The following is a 13356-nucleotide window of genomic DNA, read 5'->3' on the forward strand; positions in this document are numbered from 1 at the left end:
GTCATCACTACTTAGCCATGCTTACCAAGATTAAGACCGCCTTAGCAAAAGTGCTTCCTGCTGCAGAGTTCAGACTAGCCTCAGTAAAAGAAGGCTTGCTATATCAAGGTCAAACCATGTCTGGGTTAACAACAGTGACTCAAGATCTTGATGGCCTTCGTACTCTGCGTTTTGGAAAACAGGGAACTCGTCAGAGCGTGGTCAAAATGGGCGATCTGGATTACTTGGGTTTGCCCTACGCTAAATCCGCCATGATCGGCCTGGCGTTTGGCCAGTATCCTGAACGTATCTTAGTCATTGGAGTAGGTGGTGGCTCGATACCGATGTTTTTACGCAAACACTACCCCAGCGCGCATATTGATGTAGTAGATATTGATCCGCAAATCATCAGATTGGCTAAGCAGTATTTTAATTTAGTTGAGGATGACTTATTGCATGCACACGCTCAAGATGGCAAAGTATTTATTGAACATGTTCATCAGCCATATGACCTCATTTTCCTAGATGCATTTTCGGTATCCGGGACGCCAAATCATTTGGTAACCAAAGAGTTTTTATCGGCCATGAAAAAAGCACTCAAGCCTTCTGGTGTCATCATTGCCAATCTGTGGAGTACTCCCAAGCTCAATCCGCTCTTTAAATCAATGCTGCGTACCTATCAAGAGGTCTTTGCTGAGGTCTATACCTTACGGGTTCGCGCGGCAGGCAATAAGATTGTGATTGCTCTACCAAGTTTAACGAGGGCGTCCTTCAATAGTATTACGCAGTGCGCGCAACAGATCAGCGCACAAAAATCATTTCCCTTTAATTTGTGTGATGTGTTGCAAGCTGGCTTAGTCAAATTAATCGATCTTCAGAACAGCCCCATCTTGCTTGATCGCGAGCAGTAAAGGTGAGCAGTAAAGGTGATCAGTAAAGGTGATTAGTAAGGCGAGGGACGCACCATCAGCACTCCATCAGGCGGCATATAAAAGACCTTACTAATAATAAGGATTATAAATATTAGCGCTAATTTTGAATTGCTAAGCGCTTATGTAATTAAAGCCGTAAACCATCATTGGGGCTGCAAAACGGCGTTTTACCCTGCCTAGCCCTGTTTTTGTGCAATGCGGCTTTTATTTACCTATTTTTTCTGTTACTTTTCTCAATCCTGCAACTACAAAGCTTTTTAAAAAAATCGTGAGCATGCATTTACCTCATTTTCCGGAAACAACTTTTATCCGCTTTAAAGCCCTAATCGCTTTAACGGTGGCTGATATTTGTCTGGTGCATGACAAATGGCTCACCTTTACTGTGTTGCTGGTCATTGCTATTGCTCTAGAGTTTCTCTATCGCAGTTTGCATGAGGTGTTATTGCACAATCATGAAATTGAAAAAATGACTGAAAAAATCGCTCAGCGCAAAGCCCATCAGAAGGCGATGGAAGAAGCTGGCGTGCATCACTAAGTTCCTCTGAGTTCCCCTGAGCTGCTCTAGAGTTGCTCAAACTTGCTACCAATACGTTCCGACATTTAGAGATACTTCTCATCCAACGCCGTTTTGCGTAGGGTAATTTGTTGCGCTTGGTGTAGCTTGTACGCCTCTTGCAAAATCTCCAACTGAATGGCATCGATTTCTGAGATTCGCAGCCTCTCGCTATGTTGCAAATCTTCCCCGATGGTTCTGGCTCTTGCTTTGGTCATGGCGCTTAGGATTTTGATGCCCAAAGGTTTGCTGGCTTTTTTTAAACAAATCACCACGCTTTTATCCGAAATCTTTTGCAGTAGTGTTTGCATATCAAGCCCAGTTAAAAACACCAAGTCTTCAAAGCTGTAGAGCTGATCTAAAATGGCGCTGGCCATTTGGGCATCATGAGTCTTGACATGGTGTACACCCAGATCTACTTGGGTTTGCTGAAGGTGCGCCAAAATTGCGGCGGCATGTTTCACTGTCATGAGTGCTAGCTTATCTTAAGTTACAAAGTCATTTGAAAGCTGATTAGTTTTACTGAAGTGAACAACTCAGCGAATTACTCAGCGCATGACTCAGCGGAAGCATCAGTGAAACCTTAGGATTTCCAAAAACAGGAAAGCTTGCGATCCATGCCAGCGGCGTAATCATGATAGACCCATTTACTGCAGATCCCTTGATCAATCAATAGTGCCAAGCCTAAAAAGATTAACAATATGACGGCGCCGCGCATCAGGTTTTTATACATTGGCTTTATTCTCAATGAATGATTAAAGCAGATGGAGATGCGCTTTGGGACAAGTGTTGAGCGCCTATTTTAAGAAGGTGCTAAAAGGGATTACCAGTACTTTGCGGGCGGGGCGTAGACCAAAATCTTGGCTGGATTTAGGTAAGTGCTATTTTGGTGAATCTCATAGTGAAGATGCGGGCCAGTCGATCTGCCGGTCGAGCCTGATTGTGCAATCACTTGACCACGCTTGACGACTTGCCCCGCTTTGACCAAGAGTTTGCTGTTGTGAGCATACTTAGAAATAAAACCTTCGTTGTGGGCAATTTCAATAAAGTTGCCGTACGCTGGATCAAATGCCGACTTAAGCACCGTACCATCACCCGACGCTACGATGGGGGTGCCCGTTGGAGTAATAAAGTCAATACCAGAGTGCTGCGCCAATTGCTGTGTAATGGGGTCGATACGAACGCCAAAGTTGCTGGTCATACCTAGCCTAGCATCAATTGGTGGCCCAATGGGTAGGGCTCTAAGCCAGCTGTACTGCTTTTGCCATTCAGGCTCTAGCTTAGTGGCGATATCCAGAATTTCATTGGACTTGTTAGCAAGATCCTCTAAGTTATCTACCAATGCTTTAGTGGGATCTAGCTGAAAGTTGACCGGCTTGAGAGGGCCACCAAGGTGCGCAGGGTCTAAGAGTTTCTCTTTGATGGTACTTGGGGTTGAGATGGCAAGATAGCGATCTTTACTGGCCTTGAGTTCATTAAAGGTAGCGCTAGCCTCCTTAAGACGCTCTTGGTAAGAGGCCAGCTCTCGACGATACAGGCCGTCTAGTCTTGAGCGCTCTTCAGGTGTTACCACTCCAGTCACTTCTTTAGCCAGCTCGGGGTTTACTTCAAATGCAATCGTGATACCGGTATAAAAAATCAAAATCCCAAAGGCGCAAAACGCGCAGCTGACAAGAGCCAACAAGCGTAAAACACCCTTTTGGGTGATATTGATTTGTTTAATCGAGCCAGTCGATCCCGAAACCCAAAATAGTTGCATTGATATTCTATAAGTACTTGATTTTTTTAAATAAAATTTCTCAGCTGAGCTGCAAGGTAACCTATAATACCAACAAGTTTACTTTACAGCGACTCTGTCATTCGCTCCCTATGAATTTATTACGTCCCACTTTTAAAATACTGTTAGCCGGCCTCTTTCTGTTGGGCAATCCAATGGCTCAAGGGGCGATCATTGGCCAAATGCCAGCCCATGGCGACATTTTGTACATTACCGCCGAGCCTTGTACCTCTGAAACAGGTAGGATTGAACCAAATTGGTTTTTTTCTTACAGCGTCAGTGCCACAGGTAGCGTGAGCCGCAGTTGCTATGTGAGATATAACGATCAAATCTGGATTCGGGGGCCATTTGGAGCGGAAACTACTTATCCAATGAGTTACTTCTCCAAACCTGCTGGTGCCGCTGAAAACAAACCAGACGCTGCGCCAGAAGTGAAACCGTAAAAGCGATTACTTGCCGCTTTGGTCCTTGCTGGACTGACCTGGTTTACAAAAAAACTGAAATAAGACATCACTCATCGTTTCTGGAATGACGCGTTCCCAGGGTGAGTCCGGGGTATTTTCAGCGCCCAAACTGGTGCCAGAGCCCTCCGGACCTGCGTAATAACCAATATAAAACTGTTTATAGCTCTCGTAGCCGGTTCGGCAAAAGTAGGATAAATCCTGAATGACAGAAAAGGTGGGCTCTCCATTCGGTCCAGAGAGAGCCTGAGAATAGCTTGTTAAAAGCCAGGTGCTCACTTGCTCTGATTGGGGTTCTTTAACAGTTTTACTGACATCGTAGTAGTAGTTATTTCCCAGTGCATCAGAGGAGATAAAGCTCCACCCAGCATAGCTGGCATTAAGCGGGTTTAGTAAAAAAGCCGTTAAAACCGTCAAGATCCATTTTTTTGTCATAAAAAGAGGGTAAATATTGGGGTGTGAAATATTTAAATTGTTCATATATAGTGCGTTTAAGCCCTTAAAGGGAGTTTCAACTGATAAAATCGCTGTAATTTATACCAATAATAGAAGTACTGCCCCCAAGGAGTGTTAAGCATGGCTGAAGCAAATCAACAAGGTTGCCTATTTGTAGGTGAAGGTGTAGTTCTCAAAGGAAATTTTGAAGTTCCCGATATTGCCTCCATTTCAGGAGTTGTTGAAGGTGAGATTACTGCAAAACAAGTCATCATAGAAGCAACAGGCGTCGTGCGCGGAAAATTATCTGGTGAGTCAGTCGATATTCGTGGTGAAGTAAATGAGTATATTTCTTCAACCCGCAGTTTGATTATTCGTTCCACCGGCAAGGTTAGTGGTTCTATCAATTATTCGGAAATTGAGATTGAAAAAGGTGGCCATTTGCATGGTGAATTACATAATCTCAATCCCCATTCCTAATTATCTCAAGCAGAACATACAACGATGTCTATCTTTTCAAAAAATTCCACTTCACAAAATAACCCAGAGCAAGATATGCAAGAGCAGCCTGATAACTTTTCTCAGTCAACGATGCCTGAAGAATTTGACTCTGAACCAGTCGAGCAAAATTTTCGAAGTGAGTCTCCTGTTCGTTCTTCCATCAACAGTAAGCCATCGATTCTGAGTGAGGGCTTTACCTTTGAAGGCACGATAGTTTCTGATGGGGTATTGAATATTTCTGGGACTGTACGCGGCAAGGTTACCGCTAAATCTATTTTGATTGATTCCTCTGGTCAAGTTGACGGTGAACTCAATACTGAAAATCTGGTGATTAAGGGGAACCTGAAGGGAGACGTCAACTGCGATGACTTGAATGTCGGTCCCCTTGCTCATGTCAGCGGAAATATCAATTACAAATATATTCATATTCAACGTGGTGGCAAGATTAGCGGCAAATTTAATAAAAACTAACCTGCAACTAATATTGCTTTGAAACAAAATACCGTAATACGCTTACTTGATCCGTCTAAAGAAACCTTTGGCTCAATTATCGGATCTGATTTAGAAATCACTGGTAGTTTATTGGCAACAAAGTCCCTCAGAATTGATGGCACGGTGGTTGGTGATATTAAAACCAAGGCAGGCGCAGACGTTTGTATTGCTCTTGGTAAAACTGGTTTAGTGCAGGGTAATATTTCTGGGGTACGAGTGTTGGTTGCTGGTCGAGTAGAAGGTAATGTGCTGGCAACTGAAAGAGTGGAATTGCATAGTGGTGCAGATGTCCATGGAGATATTATTTATGCTCAAATTGGTATCGAACAGGGTGCACGTTTGAGCGGACTACTTTCCAAAATCATCAACGATGATGATCATGATGACAAATAGGAACCGGGTATTGTTGGCGATAAAGAGTAATTAACATGTATACCAATGGCACAATCAAAATTCTAGTGACCAACCAAAAGGGTGGTGTTGGTAAGAGCACGATTGCCGTTAACCTAGCAGCTTATCTTGCGATACAAGAAAACATCAAAGTGTCCTTGATTGACATGGATCCTCAAGCATCTTCTTCTCGCTGGGCTAAGAAAGCACCGGATATCGGTGTCCAAGTCCATTGCCTTGACGTCAATTATGAAAGTAGTGGTGCGGCTCTTCTCAGTGCTCGCTCGGGTGTTCGCAAGTATTCATCCGGAGTTGAGGTCTGCATTTGTGATCTCACTTGGACGCCGGCCATGTCTGAACAATTTATCTTAGATTTTGATATGGTTTTAGTGCCTAGCTCAAACTCTAAATTTGAAATGGCAAGTACTGAAATTTTCATTCTGAAATATGCGCAACAGTGTATGTCTCGTCTGGCAGTCAACAAACAGTTTATTTTGGTGGTTCCTAGTAAAGTGGATGAGGGGTACTCTTCCCATGCAACATTTACCAACTTAGAATTTCTCATGAATTGCCACATTACTCCACCTGTCTATCGAACACCAGCAATTGACAGTTATGTGTATGAGGATTTTTTATGTGTCTGTCCTGATCAAAAAATTGCAGAGAATTTTTCTATTTTTGGAAAATATATTTCTAAAAAAATCATGGAACGGAACATTGTTAGAAAATCAATTTCGATTAGTGGCAACTCTTTAAATCGTGCGATCGTGAAAAAAGTGAGCGTCCTAGATGATTATCGTGAAAGAGCACGTGGCCTCAATTTTTACGGCGGCATTGCAAACACTTTACCTGTGCCGGAGCTAAAAAATGAAGGCTCAACAGAACAGCGCTTGAAAAAGGGAGGCTTGGTGCCCTCTTTCTTGAGAAGGGGTGATAATTAACTCATGACAAGCACGAAAGATCCGTACAGAAACGACGTATTTGAAGATGAGCATGGACATCGAGTTGCCGTGAAGCGACTCTATACTCCCAATGAGTTGGGCGTGAGCTATGTTGAGTATAAAAATTACGATGACTCTGCTTTGCGTTTTATGCCTAAAGAACAGTTTATGGAAGTCTTTCACTGGGTAGATAACTTTGGCACAACCGATACTTTTGTAAGACCGGAAGAGCTTGTAGAAGTTCCAAAACAGGCTCCCAAGGAGCCTGATCCCCCAGCTAGCCCAAAGGAAGAGTCTGACCAACATCAAGCAGCGGATACCACTACTCCTAAACGTATTTCCTAGCTTTCCGTTAGATCTCTCGGTATGGAAATAATGGCACTGGTTTGATCCTACGGCGAGTCGCCAAATAGATTAATTGGTAGTAACATTTTTGGAGTTCTTGAGTTCAATATGTGCTCTCCCTAGATTTTATTAAGGAATTTAAGTGTCCGACAATCTGACATATTCTCGCTATTTTCAAATTGCATTGAAGGTGACTGCAGTTTTGTGCGGTCTGACTTTGTTATTCGCTGCAGTCCAAAGTCAAGTTATTAGACTGGATATTGAGGGATTGCAGCAATTTATTCTGAGTCAAATACACAATCCAGTGCAATTCAAATTACTGGTAGGTCTAGCTTTTTTAGTTGCGGGGTTTTTTTTTCCGATGCCCCAAAAAAGTGGTGCGAGATACTCTGGCTCCAAAGACTTGCAACATGATGCCTATAAGTTGTATTTGGTTACTAAATACAATCTAGAGAGAAATGCGGTTTTAAATCAATTGGTCTGCCGCAATAAAGTCTTTGCAAGTTTGGAGGAGGCTTTATCTTATGCACATTCGCTAGAGTGTCCATCACAGCATCCTAGCCATAAAGCCCCTTCCCTGGATTCCTTGAAGGATAGTTTCTCTGAAATTACTTCTGAATCAGCAAAAGTTGCTCACACCCCATTACCTGAGAATACTTCACTCAGAGTCGGGCAAGAATCTAGAAATTCATTGCCCATCACCATGATCATCGGCTCCCTACTGTATTTAATTGTTCTAGGGGGCATGTTTTACGCACTTTCTCAAAATATAGTTGGTCCTGAGATTGTCGAGGCCCCTAAGGCCTTAGAAATTCAGGGGCCTGTAGAGACTAGTTCTAGTAATCCAAACGCTAGTACAGAACCATCTGGTAGTGATGCAGCTCAAGCTGAGCTTAATGCTCAAACTGTGGCCATCAATGAGCGCTGGCTCGGGGTATGGGTGTCAGAAGGCAGCACTCAAAAGCTGTCGATTACTCCTGCCGCAATGAAGTATGGCAACGATGAGTTTGTGTGGCTTGGAGCTCGGCCCAAGGGCGTTGTAAAGTGTTGTCCAGCCTTTTATGAGGGGTCAACCAATAAAGCTGAATTATTGATAAGAGTGCAAGCTCAGCAAGCTTTACTTGAAACCCCTACAAATGATTTTCAGAAGATTGTGGCTCTGGTGAATAACCTTGGCCAAGGTAATTTTAAAAAGATTGTATTGGCCGATCCATTCCTGCGAAAATATTTCTTTATCTATGATCAGAATTATGTCTATCGTGTGAGTAGAGACGTAGGCGATAAGTCAGCATTCATCTTTGAGCAATTTAAGAGGCAAGAGTGAGTGATATTGATAATCCAGCATCAAAAAAAGAAGGCAAGCTTCATCCAATAGAGCATTTACGATTACTTCGCGAGACCACTCCTCTACAAAAAGTCATTAATGAAATAGCTGGTCGCCAATGCATCTTTTTTTATAATACTTCTTGGGTATTTGATTTTTCTTTAAATAACTCAGATCAGCCATGGTCGGTCACCAAACAAGTTTATTTCCGCAACTCTCGCAGACATAAATGTTTAGCCTTTGCCTTACCCTATTTAGTTATACAAATGAAGTTTTTAGATGAGCCTAAATATTTGCGTGCAGTCGTGACCTATGGCGAAGATGTTGCCACGATGATTGGTTTTATGAGTCAGTTTGTTAAGCAGGAAAAGGGTACAAAGGTATGGGCGGAAAAACCAGCCTTTGATTGGGAGCCTTGGAATATCTCCGCTTTGTTTAATCATCTTTTGGATGCTGATGGACGCTTTAATGAAATTGAATTTTATCGCTATACCGATGCCTTTCATGTGAAATTAAAAGGTGGCTGGGAAATGATTAATGTCTAAGACATAGACCCATAGCCCCGTCATTTTGATTTCAGTCTATATGTAGACAATTTGGGTATAAGCAAGCCTCTCCGCACTACTTTTATTTATATTGAAATACCCAGAACGATAAAATTCTATATTTATCAACAAGTTCTAATACTTACCTTATATATTTTTTTAAACCTTTCGATAGGTTAATGAAGTTATTCATTTATCTACCTAAAGAGTATTGCGGGGATGGCAATTATTTTCATTTTCATTAATAAAATATATATAAATCAATTACTTATGAAAAAATTTCATTAGGCGAGAAAATCACTTTGACTTGCGCAAATCACTTTATTTTGCTTGCGAGAGCGTCTAGGATGGTACTAAGAAGTGGACGCTTTTTTATTAGGAGATAGGGTCATGAATCAGTTCCAAGCGAAGAGTGATTTATCAGCGGTCTCAGCAACATTTATTAAATTAGAAATCGATGACTTGGTGAGGGATCGCTTGCTTTGGCAGGAGCAGCTTGCAAGATCATTCAAGCCCACAGAAATCTTGCCCAATGTGATTCATCCTCTTCAGGCTGATATTGTCAAGATATCTTAAGCTGGGAAAAGCCCATGAGGACATATATTGGCCCAGTTATCTTTGCCTTATTAGTGATGATAGTTGGCCTCTACTTTTTTATTGATGAGGCTAAGCCAACATCAGGGCCTCATAAAGCTGAAGATGTTGCGATAGACTCTGACGCCAAAAAACATTTTTCCTTGATCGCTGAAAAATATGCTTCTGAGGCTTCTGAAACCTCTGGAGTTTCAAAGAACTAAGTCCATATCAAGGTGTCGTACCTTGAGGTTTTTATGAGCCTCAAGGCTATATTTACTAAATGCCGAGCCTACGCAGATACAAATGAGTTGGGTTATCAGGCGTCTATCTGACCCAGACCTCACCATTTCTCAATATTGAGCATCTAAGGCGTAGTAAGCTATGCTCTTATTGATATCAAATAAAGCGAAATTTATGACTGAATTGGATTGGGATCATTGGATTTCTAGGCAATATGTTTATACATGGCAAGCAGCTGCTTTAGTGTTCGGAATAAATCCCCGTCAAATTAAATTTCCAAGAAGGGATTCTGCGGGAGAGCTGCATTTTGAGCGGGATAATTTCGAAGACCTCTATTCTGACTTTAAGCTTAAGCTGGATCTGCTAATCGAGCATGCCTGGATGCAAAATTTTTCCGCTCAGAATATGCGGGTAGACTTAAAACGTTTTTTGTATTGGGCTCACAATGTTGTCAAGTGGGATATGCCACAAAAGCTATTGTCCTTTGCTAAAGAAATTAATCTTCAAGAGTTAGATGAGGGTGCAGAAGATAAGGCGAGCATTTTGTTGGATGAGCGCGCTTCCCTGCAATTAATTTGGGCTTTAAGAACCATGCTTAAGGATCATCAGTTTGGCAAAACCGATCGGGAGCTTATTTATTATTTGGCAAAACAATATCCAGATCAATCGGCCTTCAAGCGCCTCGCCTTAGAAATGAGATTCGCTGAGGCACAGGTAGCTTCCGAGAGTTAGATGACTGGGCTCAGGCCTGATTTAGACCTGAGCGAGTCTGCCGCCTATGAGCGAATTAAATAATCAAATGCTGAAAGTGATGCCTTCGCCCCTTCGCCCATGGCGATGATAATTTGCTTGTAGGGTACAGTGGTGCAGTCTCCCGCTGCAAATACACCGGGCATCGAAGTTTCACCTTTTTGATCTATGATCACTTCTCCCCGGGGGGATAAATCAATCATCCCTTTGAGCCAATCCGTATTAGGTAGCAAGCCGATCTGCACAAAGATTCCTTCAAGGGCAATGTCATGCATTTGATTGTTAGCGCGATCTTCATATCTCAAGGTAGTTACCTTACCATCGGCACCCAACACTTCTTTACTTAAGGCGTTAGTGATTACCGTAACATTGGACATGCTATACATTTTTTTCTGTAGTATGGCATCGGCACGCAATTGAGTATCAAACTCAATTAAGGTGACATGACTCACAAGGCCCGCCAAATCAATTGCAGCTTCAACACCCGAGTTTCCACCACCAATCACTGCGACACGTTTACCTTTATATAAAGGGCCGTCACAGTGAGGGCAGTAGGCTACACCCTTGCCGCGGTACTCTTGCTCGCCAGGCACATTCATTTCGCGCCAGCGTGCACCCGTGCTCAGGATGACTGTTTTGCTCTTCAGCACGGCACCATTTTCTAAGGTGATCGCAATCTCATCGCCAGTCTTACTTAGGCTCTTGGCGGTTTGTAGATTCATCACATCTACCTCATACTCTTTGACGTGCTGCTCAAGAGCTGTGACTAGTTTCGGGCCTTCAGTTTCTTTCACGGAGATGAAGTTTTCAATGCCTACTGTATCTGCCACCTGTCCACCAAAGCGTTGAGCTACAACACCGGTCCTGATTCCTTTGCGGGCAGAATAAATTGCAGCCGAAGCACCTGCTGGACCGCCACCAATAATCAGAGAGTCGTAGGCAGGTTTAGCACTTAATTTCTCAGCATCACGTGCTGAGGTCTTGGTATCTAATTTCGCAGCAATTTCTTCAACGCTCATACGACCTTGACCAAAGACTTGGCCATTCAGAATGACTGTAGGCACAGCCATGATTTGGTATTGATCCACTAAACCCTGGAAGAGGGCGCCATCAATCATTTCATGTTCGATATTTGGATTCAGTGCCGCCATGAGGTTTAGGGCTTGTACTACATCCGGGCAGTTATGGCATGACAAAGAAATGAAGGTCTGAAAGCGTTTTTTACCTTCTAAGCCTTTGATGCTTTCAATCACATCTTGCTCAACCTTTGGTGGATAACCGCTAGCTTGCAAAATAGCCAAAATAAAAGAGGTCATCTCATGACCCATTGGGAGACCAGAGAATGCGATACGAGCCACTTCATCTGCCTTGCCTACAGTAAAGCTAGGAATGTTTTTACTACTACCTGAAGTCTTTACAGTGATCTTGGTAGATTGCTCTGCAACTTCATTCAATAGCTCGAGCATCTGCGCTGATTGGGTACCCTCATCTAATGTAGCCTCTAAAACAATCGGGCTTTCTATTTTTTCAAAATAGGCTTTGAGCTGGGTTTTGATATTAGTGTCTAACATGCTGTATTCCTTAGTGTTGAATCTTGATGAGTCTATTGGGCAGGGCTACTCTTACTCATCCTGTCCAATAGACTCTCCGAAGAGAGTCTATTAATTGCTAATTGCTACTAAATGGATCCTTAGATCTTGCCTACGAGGTCCAAAGATGGAGTCAATGTTGCTGCGCCTTCTTTCCACTTGGCTGGGCATACTTCGCCTGGGTGAGCAGCTGTGTACTGAGCAGCCTTAAGCTTGCGCAATGTCTCAGAGATATCGCGAGCGATTTCATTTGAGTGAATCTCAGCTGTTTTGATAACGCCTTCTGGATTGATGATGAATGTGCCGCGCAATGCGAGACCTTCTTCTTCGATATGCACACCAAAACCACGTGTCAATGTATGTGTTGGATCGCCAACCAATGGGAACTTCGCCTTACCTACTGCAGGTGAAGTCTCATGCCATACTTTATGTGAGAAATGGGTATCAGTAGTAATGATGTATACCTCAGCACCCATCTTCTGGAATTCAGCATAGTTATCAGCCGCATCTTCAATTTCTGTTGGGCAGTTGAATGTGAATGCTGCTGGCATGAAAATCAATACTGACCATTTGCCTTTCAAAGTTTCATCGGAAACGGTTACGAACTTACCATTATGGAAGGCTTGGGTTTTGAATGGCGGAACTGTTGTGTTAATTAATGACATGGTTTCTCCTGTTAAAAATGAGTTAGTTGATTTACAACTGAGACCATTCTAGAGGCTAATTATTTATTTGCATAATGAATTATTTATATATTAATGATCTATTTAATAGATCAGCATATGGGGCCTGTCTTTGGCCTTAACAGGAGCCTTGTTATCCAATCTTTGCTTCAAGTCTTCATCTGACCATGAATAAATCCCCGTTATAAACTGGTAGCATGATGCCAATTTTGTACTCCTACCGAAGATGTCCATATGCCATGCGAGCGCGTATGGCGCTGAAATATGCGGGCATTGAGATTGAGCATAGGGAGATTGAGCTAAAAAATAAGCCGAAATCCATGCTACTCGCTTCGCCCAAGGGAACCGTTCCGGTTTTATGCATTAATGGATTCGTTCTAGATCAAAGCTTGGATATCATGCGTTGGGCGCTACAGCAGTCCGATCCAGATGGCTGGGGAGAGGTTGACCAATCGAGCTCTCAATATTGGATCAAAAAAAACGATGGCCCATTTAAGGTTTTACTAGATCAATATAAATACCCTAACCGATTTCCAGACCTTGAGCATGAGAGTGTTTTAAATAGCGCAATAGCTCTCATGATTGAGCCCATGGACGATGCTCTTCAATGGAGTCCCTATTTATTGGGTAACAAAATATCTTGGGTAGATATAGCTATTTTTCCATTTGTTAGACAGTTTGCTGCAGTTAATGCTCGGCGATTTGAGAGTTTGCCATTTGCTGCGCTCCAGGAATGGCTCAATCAGCATCTGAGGTCTGAGTTGTTTGGTATGGTAATGAGTAAGCATCCCGTATGGATTGATTGAAGCAATAGCGGTGATAGCGCTTTGGAAACGAGGAAAC

Annotated in this window: 20 protein-coding genes; 14 read left to right on the plus strand and 6 right to left on the minus strand. The window is 42.7% G+C overall.

Annotated elements, in window-relative coordinates:
* Positions 1-17 precede the first annotated feature (17 nt).
* Together FD977_RS02415 and FD977_RS02420 are read left to right on the plus strand one after the other, a co-directional pair.
* Positions 18-890: a spermidine synthase gene (locus FD977_RS02415; RefSeq protein ID WP_215306021.1), complete on the plus strand. Its 873-nt coding sequence runs from the start codon at positions 18-20 to the stop codon at positions 888-890.
* A 295-nt stretch (positions 891-1185) separates the two neighbouring features.
* On the plus strand, positions 1186-1446 hold the full coding sequence (locus FD977_RS02420; RefSeq protein ID WP_215306023.1) for a hypothetical protein: 261 nt from the start codon (positions 1186-1188) through the stop codon (positions 1444-1446).
* Positions 1447-1511: 65 nt separating this feature from the next.
* Here FD977_RS02420 and FD977_RS02425 read toward each other — a convergent pair whose 3' ends face one another.
* The 3 genes from FD977_RS02425 to FD977_RS02435 form a co-directional block, all read right to left on the minus strand.
* Positions 1512-1934 carry a FliG C-terminal domain-containing protein gene (locus FD977_RS02425; RefSeq protein ID WP_215306024.1) on the minus strand — a complete coding sequence of 141 codons (423 nt, stop codon included), beginning with the start codon at positions 1932-1934 and terminating at the stop codon, positions 1512-1514.
* Between the two features lie 113 nt (positions 1935-2047).
* Positions 2048-2197, minus strand: coding sequence for a hypothetical protein (locus FD977_RS02430; protein ID WP_215306026.1), 150 nt, complete (start codon positions 2195-2197; stop codon positions 2048-2050).
* A gap of 90 nt (positions 2198-2287) precedes the next feature.
* A complete protein-coding gene (locus tag FD977_RS02435) occupies positions 2288-3223 on the minus strand; it encodes a M23 family metallopeptidase (protein WP_215306028.1) in 936 nt (311 codons plus the stop codon).
* A 110-nt stretch (positions 3224-3333) separates the two neighbouring features.
* Here FD977_RS02435 and FD977_RS02440 point away from each other — a divergent pair, with 110 nt between their 5' ends.
* Positions 3334-3684: a hypothetical protein gene (locus FD977_RS02440; RefSeq protein ID WP_215306030.1), complete on the plus strand. Its 351-nt coding sequence runs from the start codon at positions 3334-3336 to the stop codon at positions 3682-3684.
* A 6-nt stretch (positions 3685-3690) separates the two neighbouring features.
* Here FD977_RS02440 and FD977_RS02445 read toward each other — a convergent pair whose 3' ends face one another.
* Positions 3691-4137: a surface-adhesin E family protein gene (locus tag FD977_RS02445; RefSeq protein WP_215306031.1), complete on the minus strand. Its 447-nt coding sequence runs from the start codon at positions 4135-4137 to the stop codon at positions 3691-3693.
* A gap of 141 nt (positions 4138-4278) precedes the next feature.
* Here FD977_RS02445 and FD977_RS02450 point away from each other — a divergent pair, with 141 nt between their 5' ends.
* From FD977_RS02450 to FD977_RS02495, 10 genes are all read left to right on the plus strand, one after another.
* Positions 4279-4617, plus strand: coding sequence for a polymer-forming cytoskeletal protein (locus FD977_RS02450; protein WP_215306033.1), 339 nt, complete (start codon positions 4279-4281; stop codon positions 4615-4617).
* A gap of 24 nt (positions 4618-4641) precedes the next feature.
* Positions 4642-5109 (plus strand): polymer-forming cytoskeletal protein, encoded by a 468-nt coding sequence (locus tag FD977_RS02455; protein ID WP_215306034.1) that lies wholly within the window; start codon positions 4642-4644, stop codon positions 5107-5109.
* Positions 5110-5127: 18 nt separating this feature from the next.
* Positions 5128-5523, plus strand: a complete 396-nt coding sequence (locus FD977_RS02460) for a polymer-forming cytoskeletal protein (RefSeq protein ID WP_215306036.1) — start codon at positions 5128-5130, stop codon at positions 5521-5523.
* Between the two features lie 35 nt (positions 5524-5558).
* The gene (locus FD977_RS02465) at positions 5559-6461 is read left to right on the plus strand and encodes a ParA family protein (protein ID WP_215306038.1); all 903 of its coding nucleotides are present in this window, start codon (positions 5559-5561) and stop codon (positions 6459-6461) included.
* Positions 6462-6464: 3 nt separating this feature from the next.
* Entirely contained in the window at positions 6465-6806 is a 342-nt protein-coding gene (locus tag FD977_RS02470) for a hypothetical protein (protein ID WP_215306040.1), read from the plus strand.
* 142 nt (positions 6807-6948) lie between these two features.
* Positions 6949-8130: a hypothetical protein gene (locus FD977_RS02475; RefSeq protein WP_215306042.1), complete on the plus strand. Its 1182-nt coding sequence runs from the start codon at positions 6949-6951 to the stop codon at positions 8128-8130.
* Positions 8127-8675 carry a hypothetical protein gene (locus FD977_RS02480; protein ID WP_215306044.1) on the plus strand — a complete coding sequence of 183 codons (549 nt, stop codon included), beginning with the start codon at positions 8127-8129 and terminating at the stop codon, positions 8673-8675. Before FD977_RS02475 ends, FD977_RS02480 begins: the two co-directional genes overlap by 4 nt.
* Before the next feature lie 390 nt (positions 8676-9065).
* The gene (locus FD977_RS02485; protein ID WP_215306046.1) at positions 9066-9251 is read left to right on the plus strand and encodes a hypothetical protein; all 186 of its coding nucleotides are present in this window, start codon (positions 9066-9068) and stop codon (positions 9249-9251) included.
* 14 nt (positions 9252-9265) lie between these two features.
* A complete protein-coding gene (locus FD977_RS02490) occupies positions 9266-9472 on the plus strand; it encodes a hypothetical protein (RefSeq protein WP_215306048.1) in 207 nt (68 codons plus the stop codon).
* Positions 9473-9665: 193 nt separating this feature from the next.
* Complete coding sequence (locus tag FD977_RS02495; RefSeq protein WP_215306050.1) at positions 9666-10223, plus strand: hypothetical protein; 558 nt, start codon at positions 9666-9668, stop codon at positions 10221-10223.
* A 44-nt stretch (positions 10224-10267) separates the two neighbouring features.
* Here the strand turns inward: FD977_RS02495 and ahpF are convergent, their stop codons facing one another.
* Both ahpF and ahpC read right to left on the minus strand, forming a co-directional pair.
* Positions 10268-11812, minus strand: coding sequence for an alkyl hydroperoxide reductase subunit F (gene ahpF, locus FD977_RS02500; RefSeq protein ID WP_215306052.1), 1545 nt, complete (start codon positions 11810-11812; stop codon positions 10268-10270).
* Positions 11813-11931: 119 nt separating this feature from the next.
* On the minus strand, positions 11932-12495 hold the full coding sequence (gene ahpC / locus FD977_RS02505; protein WP_215306054.1) for an alkyl hydroperoxide reductase subunit C: 564 nt from the start codon (positions 12493-12495) through the stop codon (positions 11932-11934).
* Between the two features lie 215 nt (positions 12496-12710).
* Here ahpC and FD977_RS02510 point away from each other — a divergent pair, with 215 nt between their 5' ends.
* Complete coding sequence (locus FD977_RS02510; RefSeq protein ID WP_215306056.1) at positions 12711-13319, plus strand: glutathione S-transferase N-terminal domain-containing protein; 609 nt, start codon at positions 12711-12713, stop codon at positions 13317-13319.
* Positions 13320-13356 lie beyond the last annotated feature (37 nt).

It is taken from the genome of Polynucleobacter sp. AP-Elch-400A-B2 (assembly GCF_018688355.1).
Taxonomy (GTDB): Bacteria; Pseudomonadota; Gammaproteobacteria; order Burkholderiales; family Burkholderiaceae; genus Polynucleobacter.

Excerpts from the sequence above, each read along its gene's own strand:
- FD977_RS02450 (WP_215306033.1), top strand. The coding sequence starts at position 4,279 with ATGGCTGAAGCAAATCAACAAGGTTGCCTATTTGTAGGTGAAGGTGTA.
- FD977_RS02435 (WP_215306028.1), bottom strand. The coding sequence starts at position 3,223 with ATGCAACTATTTTGGGTTTCGGGATCGACTGGCTCGATTAAACAAATC.
- FD977_RS02465 (WP_215306038.1), top strand. The coding sequence starts at position 5,559 with ATGTATACCAATGGCACAATCAAAATTCTAGTGACCAACCAAAAGGGT.
- ahpF (WP_215306052.1), bottom strand. The coding sequence starts at position 11,812 with ATGTTAGACACTAATATCAAAACCCAGCTCAAAGCCTATTTTGAAAAA.
- FD977_RS02445 (WP_215306031.1), bottom strand. The coding sequence starts at position 4,137 with ATGACAAAAAAATGGATCTTGACGGTTTTAACGGCTTTTTTACTAAAC.
- ahpC (WP_215306054.1), bottom strand. The coding sequence starts at position 12,495 with ATGTCATTAATTAACACAACAGTTCCGCCATTCAAAACCCAAGCCTTC.
- FD977_RS02510 (WP_215306056.1), top strand. The coding sequence starts at position 12,711 with ATGATGCCAATTTTGTACTCCTACCGAAGATGTCCATATGCCATGCGA.
- FD977_RS02425 (WP_215306024.1), bottom strand. The coding sequence starts at position 1,934 with ATGACAGTGAAACATGCCGCCGCAATTTTGGCGCACCTTCAGCAAACC.
- FD977_RS02420 (WP_215306023.1), top strand. The coding sequence starts at position 1,186 with ATGCATTTACCTCATTTTCCGGAAACAACTTTTATCCGCTTTAAAGCC.
- FD977_RS02455 (WP_215306034.1), top strand. The coding sequence starts at position 4,642 with ATGTCTATCTTTTCAAAAAATTCCACTTCACAAAATAACCCAGAGCAA.
- FD977_RS02440 (WP_215306030.1), top strand. The coding sequence starts at position 3,334 with ATGAATTTATTACGTCCCACTTTTAAAATACTGTTAGCCGGCCTCTTT.
- FD977_RS02470 (WP_215306040.1), top strand. The coding sequence starts at position 6,465 with ATGACAAGCACGAAAGATCCGTACAGAAACGACGTATTTGAAGATGAG.
- FD977_RS02485 (WP_215306046.1), top strand. The coding sequence starts at position 9,066 with ATGAATCAGTTCCAAGCGAAGAGTGATTTATCAGCGGTCTCAGCAACA.
- FD977_RS02490 (WP_215306048.1), top strand. The coding sequence starts at position 9,266 with ATGAGGACATATATTGGCCCAGTTATCTTTGCCTTATTAGTGATGATA.
- FD977_RS02430 (WP_215306026.1), bottom strand. The coding sequence starts at position 2,197 with ATGTATAAAAACCTGATGCGCGGCGCCGTCATATTGTTAATCTTTTTA.
- FD977_RS02495 (WP_215306050.1), top strand. The coding sequence starts at position 9,666 with ATGACTGAATTGGATTGGGATCATTGGATTTCTAGGCAATATGTTTAT.
- FD977_RS02415 (WP_215306021.1), top strand. The coding sequence starts at position 18 with ATGCTTACCAAGATTAAGACCGCCTTAGCAAAAGTGCTTCCTGCTGCA.